The 15,477-nt window shown below is 68.3% G+C and carries 16 protein-coding genes and 1 pseudogene; 8 read left to right on the top strand and 9 right to left on the bottom strand.

Annotated elements, in window-relative coordinates:
• Positions 1–15: 15 nt before the first annotated feature.
• Positions 16–1,215 carry an LCP family protein gene (locus AWC08_RS12450; RefSeq protein ID WP_069434923.1) on the bottom strand — a complete coding sequence of 400 codons (1,200 nt, stop codon included), beginning with the start codon at positions 1,213–1,215 and terminating at the stop codon, positions 16–18.
• 27 nt (positions 1,216–1,242) lie between these two features.
• On the bottom strand, positions 1,243–2,028 hold the full coding sequence (locus tag AWC08_RS12445) for a DUF2470 domain-containing protein (RefSeq protein ID WP_069434924.1): 786 nt from the start codon (positions 2,026–2,028) through the stop codon (positions 1,243–1,245).
• A gap of 94 nt (positions 2,029–2,122) precedes the next feature.
• Between AWC08_RS12445 and pheA the strand changes: the two genes are divergently transcribed.
• Together pheA and AWC08_RS12435 are read left to right on the top strand one after the other, a co-directional pair.
• Entirely contained in the window at positions 2,123–3,052 is a 930-nt protein-coding gene (gene pheA / locus AWC08_RS12440; RefSeq protein ID WP_069434933.1) for a prephenate dehydratase, read from the top strand.
• Positions 3,049–3,738: a histidine phosphatase family protein gene (locus tag AWC08_RS12435; protein ID WP_069434925.1), complete on the top strand. Its 690-nt coding sequence runs from the start codon at positions 3,049–3,051 to the stop codon at positions 3,736–3,738. Before pheA ends, AWC08_RS12435 begins: the two co-directional genes overlap by 4 nt.
• Here the strand turns inward: AWC08_RS12435 and AWC08_RS38185 are convergent.
• From AWC08_RS38185 to AWC08_RS12420, 3 genes and pseudogenes are all read right to left on the bottom strand, one after another.
• On the bottom strand, positions 3,715–3,930 hold the full coding sequence (locus tag AWC08_RS38185) for a hypothetical protein (RefSeq protein WP_083271343.1): 216 nt from the start codon (positions 3,928–3,930) through the stop codon (positions 3,715–3,717). The two genes, AWC08_RS12435 and AWC08_RS38185, sit on opposite strands and share 24 nt — an antisense overlap.
• Positions 3,927–4,353, bottom strand: a pseudogene (locus AWC08_RS12425) (metallopeptidase family protein). The gene AWC08_RS38185 and the pseudogene AWC08_RS12425 overlap by 4 nt, the downstream one beginning before the upstream one ends.
• A 3-nt stretch (positions 4,354–4,356) precedes the next feature.
• Positions 4,357–5,730 (bottom strand): septum formation family protein, encoded by a 1,374-nt coding sequence (locus AWC08_RS12420; RefSeq protein ID WP_372513519.1) that lies wholly within the window; start codon positions 5,728–5,730, stop codon positions 4,357–4,359.
• An 89-nt stretch (positions 5,731–5,819) separates the two neighbouring features.
• Between AWC08_RS12420 and serS the strand changes: the two genes are divergently transcribed.
• On the top strand, positions 5,820–7,079 hold the full coding sequence (serS, locus tag AWC08_RS12415; protein WP_069434928.1) for a serine--tRNA ligase: 1,260 nt from the start codon (positions 5,820–5,822) through the stop codon (positions 7,077–7,079).
• A gap of 103 nt (positions 7,080–7,182) precedes the next feature.
• Entirely contained in the window at positions 7,183–8,268 is a 1,086-nt protein-coding gene (locus tag AWC08_RS12410; protein WP_069434929.1) for a GGDEF domain-containing protein, read from the top strand.
• Positions 8,269–8,277: 9 nt separating this feature from the next.
• On the opposite strand, the gene AWC08_RS12405 is transcribed toward AWC08_RS12410, so the two are convergent.
• The gene (locus AWC08_RS12405) at positions 8,278–8,772 is read right to left on the bottom strand and encodes a DUF2834 domain-containing protein (protein WP_065135311.1); all 495 of its coding nucleotides are present in this window, start codon (positions 8,770–8,772) and stop codon (positions 8,278–8,280) included.
• An 80-nt stretch (positions 8,773–8,852) separates the two neighbouring features.
• Here AWC08_RS12405 and AWC08_RS12400 point away from each other — a divergent pair, with 80 nt between their 5' ends.
• Both AWC08_RS12400 and AWC08_RS12395 read left to right on the top strand, forming a co-directional pair.
• The gene (locus AWC08_RS12400) at positions 8,853–9,488 is read left to right on the top strand and encodes a TetR/AcrR family transcriptional regulator (protein WP_069434930.1); all 636 of its coding nucleotides are present in this window, start codon (positions 8,853–8,855) and stop codon (positions 9,486–9,488) included.
• A 47-nt stretch (positions 9,489–9,535) separates the two neighbouring features.
• Positions 9,536–11,104 carry a phytoene desaturase family protein gene (locus AWC08_RS12395; RefSeq protein WP_069434931.1) on the top strand — a complete coding sequence of 523 codons (1,569 nt, stop codon included), beginning with the start codon at positions 9,536–9,538 and terminating at the stop codon, positions 11,102–11,104.
• Between the two features lie 85 nt (positions 11,105–11,189).
• Here the strand turns inward: AWC08_RS12395 and AWC08_RS12390 are convergent, their stop codons facing one another.
• From AWC08_RS12390 to AWC08_RS12380, 3 genes are read right to left on the bottom strand one after another with little or no spacing between them, the layout of a single operon-like run.
• Positions 11,190–11,528, bottom strand: a complete 339-nt coding sequence (locus AWC08_RS12390; RefSeq protein ID WP_065135314.1) for a hypothetical protein — start codon at positions 11,526–11,528, stop codon at positions 11,190–11,192.
• Positions 11,525–13,087: an MBL fold metallo-hydrolase gene (locus AWC08_RS12385; protein ID WP_065135315.1), complete on the bottom strand. Its 1,563-nt coding sequence runs from the start codon at positions 13,085–13,087 to the stop codon at positions 11,525–11,527. The genes AWC08_RS12390 and AWC08_RS12385 overlap by 4 nt, the downstream gene beginning before the upstream one ends.
• 47 nt (positions 13,088–13,134) lie before the next feature.
• Positions 13,135–13,860: a phosphotransferase gene (locus AWC08_RS12380; RefSeq protein ID WP_065135316.1), complete on the bottom strand. Its 726-nt coding sequence runs from the start codon at positions 13,858–13,860 to the stop codon at positions 13,135–13,137.
• A 73-nt stretch (positions 13,861–13,933) separates the two neighbouring features.
• Between AWC08_RS12380 and AWC08_RS12375 the strand changes: the two genes are divergently transcribed.
• Together AWC08_RS12375 and AWC08_RS12370 are read left to right on the top strand one after the other, a co-directional pair.
• The gene (locus AWC08_RS12375; RefSeq protein ID WP_065135317.1) at positions 13,934–14,713 is read left to right on the top strand and encodes a lysophospholipid acyltransferase family protein; all 780 of its coding nucleotides are present in this window, start codon (positions 13,934–13,936) and stop codon (positions 14,711–14,713) included.
• Positions 14,714–14,716: 3 nt separating this feature from the next.
• Positions 14,717–15,472 (top strand): lysophospholipid acyltransferase family protein, encoded by a 756-nt coding sequence (locus tag AWC08_RS12370; RefSeq protein WP_065135318.1) that lies wholly within the window; start codon positions 14,717–14,719, stop codon positions 15,470–15,472.
• Positions 15,473–15,477: the final 5 nt, after the last annotated feature.

The raw sequence follows: 15,477 nt of genomic DNA, 5'->3' as shown, positions 1-15,477 counted from the left end.
CCGACACCGGACAGGTCACGGCTGGTCCAGCACCGCCGCGGTCGGCACCGGCGCGTCGGCGGCCAGTGCGTCGAACAGTTCGCTGGCGGCGTCGTGATTCCACACGACCACCGAGCCCACGCCGGTGTCGGTGAATTCCGAGATGGGGACCGTCAGCGGCGTGGTGGCGCCGCGCAGAGCCCAGCCGAGGCGGGCGAGATCCCAGGCGTGGTCTCCGCGGTCGACGGTCAGGGCGGCAGCCGCCGCGCGGGGCACCGCATACCAGCGCCACGGGTTCAGCCATACCGCCGGGCTGGACGCACGGTGCAGGAGCGCCGAGATGAACTGCCGTTGGTTGACCATCCGGTCCAGGTCCGCCCGGGGCGTGGCCCGCGATCTGACGTAGCCCAGCGCACTGCGCCCGTTCAGTTGCTGGCAGCCGGCAGGCAGATCCAGCCCCGCCAGCGGATCGCGCATCGGCTCGGTGGGGCACATGGTCACCCCGCCCAGTGCGTCGACCAGAACGGCGAATCCGCCAAAGCCCACCTCCCCGTAGTGGTCCAGCCGCAAGCCGGTGGCCTGCTCGACGGTCTGCGCCAGCAAGGGCGCACCGCCCAGGGAGAAGGCGGCGTTGATCTTGTCGCGGCCGTGGCCGGGAATCGGCACGTAGGAGTCGCGCGGAATCGAGACCAGGGTGGCCCGCGCATTGGACCCGAGCCCCGGTACGTGCACGAGCATGATCGTGTCGGTACGGCCGGCGCCGGCGTCGCCACCGGTGGCCAGTTGCTCCTGCTGCTCGGGGGACAGGTCCTGGCGGCTGTCGGAACCGACGAGCAGCCAGTTGGTGCCGCGGCCAGGGGCCGGCCGGTCTGCGTAGTCGGTCAACACCGTCTGGCGGTGCACCGCGGAGTCGAACCACAGCATGCCGCCCAGTAGGCCGGCGGCCGCCAGCAGCAGCAGGATCACCAGACTCAGGGCGGTGGTACGTAGCCAGCGACGCTTGCCGCGCTGCTTCCGGCGCGTTTTAAACGGGGCGGGCGGCGGTGCCGTGCCGCGGGGTGGCGGCGGTGCTGCGGCGCGGGGCGGCGGTGCCGGCATCGCGGCGCGCACCGGTGCGCGTGGTGGCCGTGGGTCCCGGCGAATGACCTGAGAGGGTTCCGGTCGGGCTGCCGGCCTCGGCTGAGGCGGGTTCGGCCTGCGCAATCCGGGCGGTTCGGGTGGTCGATCGCCGTTCACCCGGCTAACTTACGTCGCCGACGCGGGTTAGTGGCGGGCGCGCAACCCGTTGATGAAGGGACATCCCATCAAGACGCGGATCGCCTGGCGTAGACCGCTCATATCGTCGACCGGCTTGTGAAACGGCAGCCGGACGTCGCGGTCGCCGTCGTTGCCTTCGACGCGGAATCGCACGCCGTAGCGGTCCAGCCCCAGCGGGCGTACCTGGCCGCGGCGCAATGCCGCGGGCAGCCGTGAAACCAGCCGGGCAACCACGTCGTCGTGCGCGGTGGCAAGGTGCCACAGCAACGTCGACTCGATTTCGCAGAAGGGGTCGGGGCGCGCTGCCAGCAGGTCGTCGACCGAGACCGGCTCGGCGCCGGTGGCGTCGGTCACCACCACGGACTCGATCGCGAGCCGGAGCAGGGTGTAGCGCGGTTCATCGCCGGTGTGGTCGGCGGAGCCGGCCCTGTCGACCTGAAGCAGCACCGGGTCGGGGTCCTCGCTGGCGATCAGGTCGAGGAACTTGGCCACCGCGCCCGGCGGGATCTGGTGGAGCCGGCCACGCACCCACACCAGCGACCGGACCGGTTCGCGCACCGGCAGCGGCGCGTAGTCGATGAGCTCCAGCAACGCCTGGGTCCCGCAATGCTCCAGGCCGTCGGCGTCGGTGGTGGGGACCGCCACGGCAAACGTGCCGTCATAGAGCAGATGGTGCACGGGCGTTACGACCGGTTCCCGGCCTTCCACCGCCAGCAGGGCGCCGTCAGCCCGCGAACAGGCGCTGCGGATGCGTTCTGCCGTCGTGGGTGTCGGATGTGCGACCAATGGCACCGCTCCACCTCCTTGTTAGGTAAGCCTAAGGTAACTTGGCGTCGCATCGATAGCAAGGGCGGGCTGGGTCCGCTGCGCCGTTAGGGTTGTGAGCGTGGCCCGCATCGCATACCTCGGTCCTGAGGGAACGTTCACCGAGGCTGCGCTGCTGAAGATGGCAGCCGACGGGCTGATTCCCGGCCAGGACGCCGATGCGCTGCAGCCGTTGCCGGTCGACAGCACGCCCGCCGCCCTGGACGCCGTGCGAGACGGCGCTGCGGATTACGCCTGCGCCCCGATCGAGAATTCGATCGACGGGTCGCTGGCGCCCACCCTGGACAGCCTCGCGCTCGGGTCGCCGCTGCAGGTCTTCGCCGAGACCACCCTGGATGTGTCGTTCAGCATCGTCGCCCAACCCGGCCGCAGCCCCGCCGAGGTGCGCACGCTGGCCGCCTTCCCGGTGGCTGCGGCCCAGGTGCGGCGCTGGGTCACGGCCAATCTGCCCGACACCGAGCTGAAACCGGCTTACTCGAATGCCGACGCCGCGCAACAGGTGGCCGACGGCCGGGTCGACGCCGCGGTCACCTCTCCGCTGGCCGCGTCGCAGCGGGGCCTGGAGGTGCTGGCGGAGGGCGTGGTCGACGAATCCAACGCCCGCACCCGATTCGTGCTGATCGGCCGGCCGGGCCCGCCGCCGGCACGCACCGGCGCCGATCGCACCGCCGTGGTGTTGCGGATCGAGAACGTTCCCGGCGCACTGCTTCAGGCGCTGACCGAGTTCGCGATGCGGGGCATCGACCTCACCCGCATCGAGTCCCGGCCGACCCGCACCCGGCTCGGCACCTACATGTTCTTCGTGGACTGTGTCGGCCACCTCGACGACGACGCCGTCGCCGAGGCACTCATGGCGCTGCACCGTCGTTGTGCCGATGTGCGTTATCTGGGTTCCTGGCCGACGGGCCAGGCTGCGGGTGTGCTGCCGCCGGCATCGGACGAGGCTACGAGCTGGCTGGCGGGATTGCGAAACGGGGAGACACAGCGATGAGCGGCCGGTTGGTGTTGGTGCGGCACGGGCAATCGTTCGGCAACGTCGAACGCCGGCTGGACACCCTCCCGCCGGGAGCGGCGCTGACCCCGCTGGGGCGCGACCAGGCGCGGGCGTTTGCGCGGGGCGGTCACAGCCGGCCGGCCATCCTGGCGCACTCCGTGGCTATCCGCGCGTCGCAAACGGCGGCGGTAATCAGCTCCGAACTCGATATCCCGGCCCAGGAAGTGGCCGGTATCCACGAGGTGCAGGTCGGTGCACTGGAAAACCGCAACGATGACGAGGCGGTGGCCGAGTTCCAGGCCGTCTACAAGCGGTGGCATCTCGGAGAGCTGGACGTCGCGTTGCCCGGCGGCGAGACCGCCAACGACGTCCTGGAACGGTACGTGCCGGTGCTCACCGAGCTGCGGATGCGCTACCTCGACGACGACCGCTGGCACGGCGACATCGTGGTGGTCAGCCACGGCGCGGCGATCCGGCTCGCGGCGGCGGTGCTCGCCGGCGTGGACGGCACCTTCGTGCTCGACAACCCGCTGGACAACGCCGAATCGGTGGCGCTCGCCCCCATTACCGACGGACGGTGGAGTTGTGTGCGCTGGGGTGCCCTTACGCCGCCGTTCCACCCAGCACCCAGCGCCACGCCCGTACGGGACGCTGTGGTGTCAAGCACCGACCCCATGCGCTGATCTGAGCAGATCGCCGGGCGATTCCGCGCACGAGCAACCGATTACGTCGCAGTCGACGACGAACGCATGGGTGAACAACTCGGGGGCGACGCAGTCCGGATCGGTGCATTCCGGCCTGCCCAGCCAGTGACGAATAACGGTGCCGTGGCAGTGGTCTAAGCCTGCCCGGCAGTCGCGGCAGCCTGTGCTCATAAGCCGTTCATAGCACCGGGCGCCGACAGAACCCGGCTGCCGCGCCCGGTCCTACCCGTAAAAGGCTGGCGATCAGGCCCAGCCAAGCTCATCGAGTCGGTCGTCGTCGATGCCGAAGTGGTGGGCGATCTCATGGATCACCGTGATCGCGACCTGGTCCACCACCTCGGTGTCGGACTCGCACACATCCAGCAGCGCGTCGCGATAGATGGTGATGGTGTCCGGCAGCGCTCCGGCGTAGTCGGAGTCACGCTCGGTCAGCGCCACTCCTTCGTACAGCCCGAGCAGGTCGCCCTCCTCAGGGTGGCGGTCGGCGACCAGCACCACGACGTTGTCCATGGCGGCCGTCAACCCCGGCGGGATCAGGTCGAGTGCGTCCGAGACCAACTCGTCGAACCGCTGCGGGTCCATCCGCGCGGCCACGGGCTAGCTGGGTGGGGGCTCGTTGGCGGGCGCGCCGTCGGGTGCCTGCGCCGGTGGCGCACCACCGTCAGCCGGCGGTGGCGCCTGGGTGGGGGACGGTGCCTGGCTGGCCGGCGACGAGGGTGCCCGGGTGGGCGTCACCACCGGCTGTTGGTTGGGCAGGTGCTGATCGCCGGTCGGAGTGGGCGGCGTCTGCGGCTGCTGCTGGGGCTGGGGCTGCTGGGTGGGCAGCTGCACCGGGATCTGCGGGAGGGTGAGCCGTTCCTGGGGAATGTCGGGCGGCGGGACCGGCGCCTGACCGTTGATCAGCAGCGGCCCCTTGGCGCTGTTGAGCAGTGTGGCCCAGCCGCCGTTGCCCAGTGTCGCGCCGATGCTGCAGGCCACCTCGCGGCTGCCCGCCGACCAGCTGGGCAGCGAGATTGTCGGATAGATGAGGGTCAGCGTGGTGGTCCGCAACTTGACAGGCGCGAGGTATGCGTCCGTCATTTTCGTGCAGGTGTCCTTGATGAAACCGTCCTGCTCGGCTTCCGGCGGGAGCGCGTTGGGAAACTTCTCGGCGAGGTTGACCGTGCCGGTGACTTCCATCGAGTGCGGGGCCGAGCAGTCCACCGGCACGTCCACCGGCTGGTTGGTGGCGGGGTCGATGCCCAGGCAGGTCCCCGCCGGCCACACCTTCGACTGGTCGATCTCGGCGATCTTGCCCTTGAACGCGACCTGCTCGTTGTTGGGGCCGGGCAGTTGCAGGCCGCAGAGCATGCGGCGCTCCCCGTTCTGCCGCCATGCCCGGTCGCCCGACCACAGCATGCTGACGGTGAACTTGCTGTTGGGGTCGAACTTGGGACCCAGGTAGCGGCGGACGGCCGGATCGCACTGCTCGGCGTTGATCTGCTGGATGCGGGCCGGCGAGGGGGGCGCGGCACTGGGGCCGTACTCCGAGCCGGGGAACGTGCGCATGTCGACCGACTCGGCGACCTCGAAGCGGTGGTCCTCGGCGCAGTTGACAATGGTGGCCGACTCCGGGGTGCCGTCCGGCCAGTTGAGGCAATCCCCGCTGGTGGCCCGGGCGAACGCGGGGTTGCCCTTGGATCCGGTGCTGGGCACCGGATTGCTGTCGATGAAGCCGGCCAGCCGTCCCGGCCCGGTGCCCACGGCGGGCAGCGCGGTCACCAGGCCGGCGATCAGCAAGCCGCCCAGAGCGGTCAGCAGCAGTCCACGCCGGGTGGCGGACGCCTGCAGGGAGCGCGGCCAACGGAACCCCTCTGACGGCTCGCGCGTCTGGGTCGCGTCGGCCTCCTGCGGCTCCTCGGCAGCCACCGGTTCTGCCACCTCTTCGGCGGCAGTGTCCGGTACCGGTTCTTTCTCGGGCGCGTCCAACATCGGCTCCATTCTGACAGGACCGACGCTGCGGCGTGAAAATCGTTGCTCATGTGAGATCGGGGAGAGTCCCGGGAAGTAGTCTTGCGGCCGTGATCGACCTGAAGCTCCTCCGGGAGGAGCCCGACGCCGTACGACGCTCACAACTCAGCCGCGGCGAGGATCCCGCCCTGGTAGACGCCTTGCTGAGCGCGGACACGGCACGCCGCGCGGCGATCTCGGCCGCCGATTCGCTGCGCGCGGAACAGAAGACGGCCAGCAAGAGCGTGGGCAAGGCGTCGCCCGAGGAACGCCCGGCGTTGTTGGCGCGCGCCAAGGACCTCGCCGAGCAGGTCAAGGCCGCCGAGGCGGACCAGGCCGCCGCCGAGGCGGCGTTCACCGCCGCGCACCTGGCCCTCTCCAACGTCATCATCGACGGGGTCCCGGCCGGAGGAGAAGACGATTACGCGGTCCTGGAGGTAGTCGGTGAACCGCCCGCGCTGGCTGATCCCAAGGACCACCTGGAGCTCGGCGAATCGCTGGGTCTGATCGACATGCAACGCGGCGCCAAGGTCTCGGGGTCGCGGTTCTACTTCCTGACCGGACGCGGCGCGCTGTTGCAGCTGGGGCTGCTGCAACTGGCGTTGCGGGTGGCCGTGGAGAACGGCTTCATACCGATGATCCCGCCGGTGTTGGTGCGTCCGGAGGTGATGTCGGGCACCGGGTTCCTGGGTGCCCATGCCGACGAGGTGTACCGGCTCGAGGCCGACGACCTCTACCTGGTGGGAACGTCGGAGGTGCCGTTGGCCGGGTACCACTCCGGCGAAATTCTGGACCTTGCCGATGGGCCGCTGCGCTACGCCGGGTGGTCGTCGTGTTTTCGCCGCGAAGCGGGCAGCTACGGCAAGGACACCCGCGGCATCATCCGGGTGCATCAGTTCGACAAGGTGGAGGGCTTCGTCTACTGCCGACCGGAGGAGGCTGAAGACGAGCACCAGCGGCTGCTGGGCTGGCAGCGGGAGATGCTGGCGCAGATCGAGGTGCCCTATCGGGTGATCGATGTGGCCGCCGGGGACCTCGGCTCGTCGGCCGCCCGCAAGTACGACTGCGAGGCGTGGGTGCCGACCCAGGCGACCTATCGCGAGCTGACCTCCACCTCGAACTGCACCACGTTCCAGGCACGCCGGCTGGCCACCCGTTACCGGGACGCCAACGGCAAGCCGCAGACGGCGGCCACCCTCAACGGCACGCTGGGCACCACGCGCTGGCTGGTGTCGATCCTGGAGAACCACCAGCAGCCCGACGGCAGTGTGCGGGTACCAGCGGCCCTGGTGCCGTTCGTGGGAACCGAGATCCTCCAACCCGCCGGCTGAGCATTAGCGGACGTCAAATTTGGGCATCCTGTCCGGACTGTTTTGCTGAACTGAGCCGGCGACCGCGCTGCGATTCCGCGGAGCCTTCGGTGGGGGGAGCGCGATGGGTCGGCTTGGCGCGTGGTGGTGGCAGCGCGATCACTTCGATCACCTGGCCTCCCTGTTGCAGTCCCGGGGAATGGCGGGTCGCACCCGGGCCACGATCGCGCTGATCGGCGCGTCGCTGGCCGTCTTGATCCTGGCGACCATGTGGAGCGAAACCGGACCCCGCGGGCCCGCTCGGCTGGTGTGCGCGTTCGCCGCGGCGGCCGGAGCTGCGTCGGGCGCGCTGCTGTGGACGCTGCGCTGGCCGACTCGCCGCCAAGCCGTGGGCTTCGCTGTGTTGTCCAGTGCCAGCATCGGCCTGGCCGCGCTTGCGCAGAGCGATCCGTTGGTCGCCATGCTGGCCTGCACGATCCTGGCGACGATGGCGGGCTACATCGCAGTCTTTCACGGGCCGCCGCTGATGCTGTTCAACTTCGCCATCGCGGCATTGGCGGGTGCGGTGCAGGCTGTGCGCATCTCGGTCGGCTCGGGCGTGGTCAGCGCGCTCTGCGCGTACACGGTGATCCTGACGCTGAACCTGTCGGTGCCGTTCGGAATCCAAGCGGTCGCCCAGATGCTCGGCGTCGACGCCATGCGGGCCGAACGCGATCAGCTCACCGGCCTGCTCAACCGGCGTGCGTTTCACCGGCGCGCCGCCCGGTATCTGCAGCGCGACCGCGCGCTACCGGATCAGCTGGTGGTCACGCTGATCGACCTCGACCGTTTCAAGCAGCTCAACGACCGGCACGGGCACAGCGCCGGCGACGCCGCGCTGGTCGCTGTGGCGTGCGCGTTGCGCGAGTGCACCGACGACACTGCGGAGCTGGCCCGGGTGGGAGGCGAGGAGTTCGTGATCGCCGAGGTCTGTGACCCCGGCGAGGTCGGCCTACGGGCGCAGCGGCTCTGTGACGCCATCGCGGCGCTACCGTTCGGTCTGACCGCCAGCGTCGGCACCGCCGCCGTCTACTGGCTGCCCGACGCCCCGACCTCTATCGATGAACTGATCTGTGCCGCCGATGCCGCCATGTACGTCGCCAAGCGCCGGGGCGGCAATCAGACCTGGCACCACCAGAGTGACTACCGCGGCGACGGCATCAGCGCTTGACCCTTTCCGTCAGGCGGCCACCTTCGGCGCCGGGACCACGGTCGCCCGTTCGTGCCGGTGCTGCCGCTCGATCGTGGCGAAGTAGAAGGCGAACGCGAACGCGAAGCTGGTGAACAGGCTGCTTACGAAGAACAACCAGGGTCGCTTGAACCCGCGCCGGTAGCCGTCGGTGATGGAGAACAGCGGCAGCAGGATCACGTTCGCGATCGTGTAGTCCTGGCCGGCCGAGCCCGCCGCGGGGTTGGTGAACATCAACTGGATGTACTGCGTCCAGCTGCCCGGACCCCAGATCGGGTTGTGCGACCCGTGCGCGTACTCCTGGACGAAGCGGATGTTGAAGTACCAGCCCAATGCGATCGAGGCGACGCCGACGACGTAGTACACGACTTCCAGCGGAGAGAATGCCGGACCGACCGCCGGGCGTGCATAGACCTGCCGGTTGGAGGAGACGATCCAGAAGATGACGGCGATACCGAGGACGGCGTGGGCGATGAGAGACACCATGGGCGCAGTCTCGTCCGGCAAGCGAAGTTTTGTCAATATTGTCATAACCAATTGCTGGGCGGCTGCGGTACCTTAGCGCCATGGTCAGGCCGGCACAGACGGCGCGGAGCGAGCGGACTCGCGAGGCGCTGCGTCAGGCGGCGGTGGTCCGGTTCCTGGCTCAGGGTGTGGAGGACACCTCGGCCGAGCAGATCGCCGCGGACGCCGGGGTCTCGTTACGGACGTTCTACCGGCACTTCAGCTCCAAGCACGATTTGTTGTTCGCTGACTACACCGGGCTGAACTGGTTCCGGGCCGCGCTGGACGCCCGCCCGATCGACGAGGCGGTCATCGATTCGGTGCAGGCGGCGGTGTTCGCCTTCCCGTATGACGTTGAGGCGGTGACCAAGATCGCGACGCTGCGCGGCGGCGAGCTGGACCCCGGCCGGATCGTCCGCCATATCCGGGACGTGCAGGCCGATCTGGCGGAGTCGATCCAGGCACAGCTGCTCCGCCGGGGCTGCACCAATGGTCAGGCGGGTGATGCGAGGTTGCGCAGCACGGTGATCGCCCGGTGTATCGCGGCGGCGATCTTCGGGGCGATGGAGGCCTGGATGTTGGGCAATGACCGGTCGCTCAGCGAACTCGCCAGAATGAGCCATGTGGCGCTGGAGTCGCTGCGGTCCGGCCTCAGCGACTCTTGGGCAACCTGGCCGGCCGGTCAAGTTTCGTCATAATTGACAAAACTTCGGATGCGTGCCAGCCTCCCAGTCAGGAGGTCGGCATGTCTGAATCTGGAAACCAGTACGACGCGATTGTCATCGGCGCGGGCCACAACGGATTGACCGCGGCGGTGATGCTGCAGCGGGCGGGTCTGCGCACCGTCTGCTTGGACGGCAAGCTCTATGCGGGCGGCATGGCCTCCACCGTGGAACTGTTCGACGGCTACCACTTCGAAATCGCCGGCTCAGTGCAGTTTCCGACGTCCCCGGAGGTAATCAGCGAACTCGGCCTGGACACGCTACCGACGGTCGACCTGGAGGTGACGTCGGTCGCGCTGCGCGGAGTCGGTGACGATCCACTGGTCCAGTACAGCGACCCGATGAAGATGTTCGCCCATCTCAATGAGGTTCACGGCGCCGACGCGGTGGCCGGCATGGGTGGTCTGCTGATGTGGGCGCAGGCGCCCACCCGCGCGCTCGGCCGTTTCGAAGCCGGCACGCTACCCAAGACCTTCGATGAGATGTATGCCTGCGCCACCAACGAATTCGAGCGCTCGGCGATCGATGACATGCTGTTCGGCTCCGTCACCGAGGTGCTGGACCGATACTTCCCAGACCGCGAGAAGCACGGCGCGATCCGGGGATCGATGACGGTGCTGGCCGTCAACACCCTTTACCGCGGCCCGTCCACGCCGGGCAGTGCCGCCGCGCTGGCCTTCGGCCTCGGCATTCCGGAGGGCGAGTTGGTCCAGATGAAGAAGTTGCGCGGTGGCATCGGCGCGCTCACCGCGCACCTGGCTCAGGTGCTGGAGGACAACGGCGGCGAAGTCCGGCTGCGCTCCAAGGTCACCGAGATCCTGGTTGCTGACGGCCGGGTGAGCGGAGTGCGCACCGAGGCCGGGGAGACATTGACCGCGCCCATCGTCGTCTCCTCGGTGGCGCCCGACGTGACGCTCAACGACCTGATCGATCCGTCGGTGCTGCCGGCCGAGATCCGGGAACGCTACGGACGCATCGACCACCGCGGCAGCTACCTGCAGATGCACTTCGCGCTGGACGAGACCCCGCAGTTCGTCGCGCCCTACGAGGCACTCAACGACCCCACCATGCAGGCGTCGATCGGCATCTTCTGCACCCCGGAGGAAGTTCAGCAGCAGTGGGAGGACTGCCGCCGCGGGATCGTGCCCGCGGATCCGACGCTGGTGCTGCAGATCCCGTCGGTGCACGATCCCGCTCTGGCGCCCGAAGGCAAGCATGCCGCCTCGGCCTTTGCCCTGTGGTTTCCCATCGAAGGCGGCGCCGACTACGGCCAGGCCAAAGTCGAGATGGGTCAGCGGGTCATCGACAAGATCACCCGGCTGGCGCCGAATTTCGAGCGCAGCATCATCCGCCACACCACCTTCACGCCCAAGCACATGGGCGTGATGTTCGGTGCGCCCGGGGGTGACTACTGCCACGGCCTGCTGAGCTCGAACCAGATCGGCCAGAACCGCCCGGGCCCGAAAGGCTATATCGGACAGCCGATTCCGGTGCAGGGTCTCTACCTGGGTAGTGCCGGATGCCACGGCGGACCGGGCATCACGTTCACCCCGGGCTATAACGCCGGGCGCACGGCACTCGAGGACCGTTAAGGGTTCGCCGAGCCGGCCCGCCGAACGTGAAGCTGTCGTCACGCTCGACGCCGAGCGTGACGCTACAGTCACGTTCGGCGACAGGTCAGCCGCGCTTGTCGAGCAGTTCGTCCAGGCAGGCCAGGAACTCGTCCGGACGCGCCGGGGTGAAGGCGGGTTGCGACCCCGGGATGTCGAGGGTGATCAGCGTCGACTTGAGCGGCCGGTACAGATCCAGCGGCAGCCAGCGGCGCAGGTCCGGGCTGCCCCAGATGTTGAACCGCACGGTGAACAGCCCGAGCGGCTCGGCCTTGTATCCCCGGATCTGGTCCAGGCCGATGACTTTCGCGGTACCCGAGGGAAAATGGTAGCGGCGCAAGGTGATCGCCATCTGATCCAACTGGACGGCGCCGTCGTCGTAGCACAGGTCCGCGTCAGTGCTCATGCCCGGCAGCTCCGCAACTGGTGACCACGGGTGGTCAGGCAGCGCCCGTCCTCCAGCCGCCACTGCCAGCCGTGCAAGTTACAGGTCAGCGTATTGCCCTCGACCACACCGAATTTCGACAGATCGGCCTTGAGGTGGGGACAACGCCGCTGAATTTCCCAGCCGTCCAGCGTGATCGACGCCGAGTCGTCGTGGCTCTCGGCGAACCAGCCGTCGGCGTAGGCGATCCGTTCGTCGGTCAGGCACTTGAAGAAGGTGTACAGGTACTCGTTGTAGCCGCCGACCCGCCAGGCCCGGAAGCGGGTCGACAGGAAGATGGTGTTGACCCAGTCCGGTTCGTTGTCGCGCAGCACCGTGCGCACCAACTCCGGCGCGATCTCGAACCCGTAGCGGAACTTCTCGTCGGGAATGCTCTCCCGCACAGCCCGTTTGGGAAAGTCCAGGATCACCGTCTCCGAGCCGATCACCAGTTCTACCGGGTAACCGATGCCGTCGCAGATCTCGTCGCTCTGCAACATGATCGGCTCGAACAATGCGCGCAACGGCTCGAGCAGCGGCTCTCCGGCCGCCGGAGCCCAGCCGGCTTTCTCCGCGGCCAGCACCGGCGCCATCCGCTCGGCGTAGTCGGCGATGTAGTCGGCCTTGCCGGTGGTGAAGATCGCCTCCACCTGCTCCGTGGGCAGCGGGTGCCGCAGCGAGTTCAGTTCAGAGCCGGTGAAATCGGCGACCGACCCGGGCATCATCAGCAGTCCGCGGTCGTGGCCGTGGCGGCGCATCTGGTCGAGGAACACCATCTGGTCCGGAAAGATGTTGGCCGGATCGTGGCGGTCGTCGTTGAGTTGACGCAGTTCGGGGTCCAGGAAGGCGGGCGGGCCGGCGGACGGCACCACCCACGTCGCGCCGACCTGCGCGATGTACTGCCGCGCCCGGTCCATGCCGCGCTGCCGCTTCTGGGTGGCGAAGGCCTCCTTGGCGCGGGCCGGCATGTCGTAGACCATCGGATACCAGATCGCGCCCGAGTACTGCAGCAGGTGCACGTCGATGTGCCCGAAGTCGGCGGCCAGCACGTCCAGATCGACCGGGCGTGCGTCATTCATGTTGAACACCGTGGTCTGCCCGTCGGAGACCACGAGCGCGGAGTCGCCGATCGGGCCGTCGGCCGGTGCCCGCAGGGCGATGATCATGATGTCGAGGTCGCCCTTAGGGCCGGACAACCGGTGGCTCACCGAGTCCGTGGTCTCGAAGAACCGGTGAAATCCCAGCTTCTCCAACTCATGTCGCAGGTCGGGCACCGGGAAATCCGGCAGCAGCACCACCGCGTCCTTGCTGACGTGCGCATCCAGCAGCTTGGCGTCGAAGTGGTCCTTGTGCAGGTGCGATACGTACAGGTAATCGCAGTCGCCCAGGGCGTCCCAGTCCAGGCCCGAATAGGCCGGCGAGTTGTCGGGGAACGGGAACCACGACCCGAAGTACGCCGGGTTGACCCACGGGTCGCACAAGATGCTGCCCGCCCGGGTCTGGATCAGAAAGCCGGCGTGGCCGACGCTTGTTACCTGCACAAATACCTCTCGGGACCGTGTCTGCGACGCCCCGAGTTTAGCTTGAGTCAGAGCGTCGGGTCTTCCCACAACCGCCGGTAGTAGTCGATGCGCAGGGGGTCGGGGTCGATGCCGTAGGCGGCGAAGAACTCCGGCTCCCAGTTCCGGCCGGGGTAGTTCCAGCGCAATGACAGCGTTGCCACCGCCAAGTCGGCCCACCGGTCGGCCACACCGAGCTCACCCAGATCCACCTGCCCGCAATAGCGGCCGACGTCGTCAATCAGTGTGTTGGGCGCGCAGGCGTCGCCATGGCAGACCACCAGTCGATCGATCGGCGGGGGGTCCTCCAGGTTGGCCCGGTGGGCGGGATGCAGCATCGGCAGCCGGCTGGCCACCGACCAGTCGAACGGGCATGAGGCCACCGGGAGGTTGTCGTGCATTGTGCGCAATCCCACAGCGATGGCAGTGACGGCGACCGCGGGCTGCGCTTGCCAACGCGGGTGCACCGCGGACAGGCCGGGTAAACCGGCGGTGCGCAGCCAGGCCCCGTCCGCTGCGCAACCGAAATCGATGACGGTTGGCACCGGAATGTAGGGCGCAGCCCAAGACAACCGGTGTACTTCGCCGGTGAAATCGGGCGAGTGGACCCCACCCAGCTTGACGAACTCCGCTCCGTCACCCACCCGGAAAGTGATATCGCCCAGCTCGTTGCGCCACACCGCGCGCACCGGCCGCCCGGCGGCCAGCCGACGCACCAGGTCGGGGACCGGCGGCGGCGACGACGGGAAGGACAAGGCTCACCTCTCTGCACTACGCGTTTTGCCCAGTTGGGGTATCTGGCAGCACGGAGCATTAGGCTGAATTGCTGTGGAACCTGCATACGGCACCGCCATCACCCTCGCCCGAATGATCTTCCGCTTGCAGGGTCTGAAGATCACCGTGACCGGCGTCGAGAATCTACCGACCAGTGGTGGCGCCGTGGTCGCGATCAACCACACCGGTTACCTCGACTTCACGCTGGCGGGTCTGCCGGCCTATAAGCAGGGGCTCGGGCGCAAGGTGCGGTTCATGGCCAAGCAGGAGGTCTTCGACCACAAGGTCGCCGGCCCACTGATGCGCTCGTTCCGGCATATCCCGGTGGACCGGGACAGCGGCGCCGCGTCGTATGCCGCAGCCGTCGACAAGCTCAGAGCCGGTGAGCTGGTCGGCGTCTATCCCGAGGCGACGATCAGCCGCAGCTTCGAGATCAAGGAGTTCAAGACCGGCGCCGCCCGGATGGCGATCGAGGCCGGCGTGCCGATCGTTCCGCACGTCGTCTGGGGGGCCCAGCGGATCTGGACCAAGGGTCATCCCAAGAAGATCTTCCGGCCAAAGGTGCCGATTCAGGTGATCGTCGGCGAACCGATCGAACCGACTTTGTCGACCACTGAGCTGACCGCGCTGTTGCATTCCCGCATGCAGCACCTGCTGATTCGCGCCCAGGAGCAGTACGGGCCGCACCCGGCGGGTGAATTCTGGGTGCCGCGGCGGCTGGGCGGCGGCGCCCCGTCGCTGGCCGAGGCCGCCCGCATGGACGCCGAGGAGGCGGCGGCCAAAGCGGCTCGCCGCGCGGAGCGGGCGCACCCCACCGGAGCCCCGGAGCAGTGACCGATGGCGGAGCCCATTTACCGCGCCTGCGAGATCGTGGCCCAGTTCCTGGTTCGGGCCACCGGGACGCGGATCACTTTCATGGGCGAGCAGAACATTCCCGCGCAGGGCGGCGCCGTGATCGCCATCAACCACACCAGTTACGTCGATTTTCTGCCGGCGGGTCTGGCCCTGCGCCGTCGGCACCGCCGGCTGCGGTTCATGATCAAGGCCGAAATGCAGCGGGTGAAAATCGTCAACTTCCTGATCAAGAAGAACGGTGCCATTCCGGTGGACCGCGGCTCCGGCGCGGACGCCTATGCCTCGGCGGTACAGGCGTTGCGCGACGGCGAACTGGTCGCGGTCTATCCGGAAGCCACGATCAGCCGCAGCTTCGAGCTCAAGGACTTCAAGTCGGGCGCCGCGCGGATGGCCATCGAAGCCGAGGTACCGATCGTCCCGCTGATCGTCTGGGGTGCCCAACGAATCTGGACCAAGGGGCTGCCCCGACAACTGGGGCACAAGAAGGTGCCGGTCACCGTGGCGGTGGGCGAACCGGTGCGGGCGGCCCAGGACGTCGCGCGTACCAACGAGGTATTGCGGGAATCGATGGCTGTGCTGCTGCGTCAGGTACAGCAGCACTATCCTCATCCAGCCGGCGAACGCTGGGTGCCACACCGGCTTGGTGGCGGGGCGCCGACGTTGGACGAGGCCGCGCGAATGGACGCTGAGGAGACGGCGGCAAGGGTCGCACGCCGGACACCGCGTCAGTCACGGTAGGGAAA

It is taken from the genome of Mycobacterium gordonae, from assembly GCF_002101675.1.
GTDB lineage: Bacteria > Actinomycetota > Actinomycetes > Mycobacteriales > Mycobacteriaceae > Mycobacterium > Mycobacterium gordonae.
Note: the sequence above shows the minus strand (reverse complement) of the source record. Positions and strands in the feature narration are given on the sequence as shown.

Excerpts from the sequence above, each read along its gene's own strand:
- AWC08_RS38185 (WP_083271343.1), bottom strand. The coding sequence starts at position 3,930 with ATGAGCACAGGCTGCCGCGACTGCCGGGCAGGCTTAGACCACTGCCAC.
- AWC08_RS12390 (WP_065135314.1), bottom strand. The coding sequence starts at position 11,528 with ATGAGCACTGACGCGGACCTGTGCTACGACGACGGCGCCGTCCAGTTG.
- AWC08_RS12395 (WP_069434931.1), top strand. The coding sequence starts at position 9,536 with ATGTCTGAATCTGGAAACCAGTACGACGCGATTGTCATCGGCGCGGGC.
- AWC08_RS12410 (WP_069434929.1), top strand. The coding sequence starts at position 7,183 with ATGGGTCGGCTTGGCGCGTGGTGGTGGCAGCGCGATCACTTCGATCAC.
- AWC08_RS12435 (WP_069434925.1), top strand. The coding sequence starts at position 3,049 with ATGAGCGGCCGGTTGGTGTTGGTGCGGCACGGGCAATCGTTCGGCAAC.
- AWC08_RS12400 (WP_069434930.1), top strand. The coding sequence starts at position 8,853 with ATGGTCAGGCCGGCACAGACGGCGCGGAGCGAGCGGACTCGCGAGGCG.
- AWC08_RS12420 (WP_372513519.1), bottom strand. The coding sequence starts at position 5,730 with ATGTTGGACGCGCCCGAGAAAGAACCGGTACCGGACACTGCCGCCGAA.
- AWC08_RS12405 (WP_065135311.1), bottom strand. The coding sequence starts at position 8,772 with ATGGTGTCTCTCATCGCCCACGCCGTCCTCGGTATCGCCGTCATCTTC.
- AWC08_RS12370 (WP_065135318.1), top strand. The coding sequence starts at position 14,717 with ATGGCGGAGCCCATTTACCGCGCCTGCGAGATCGTGGCCCAGTTCCTG.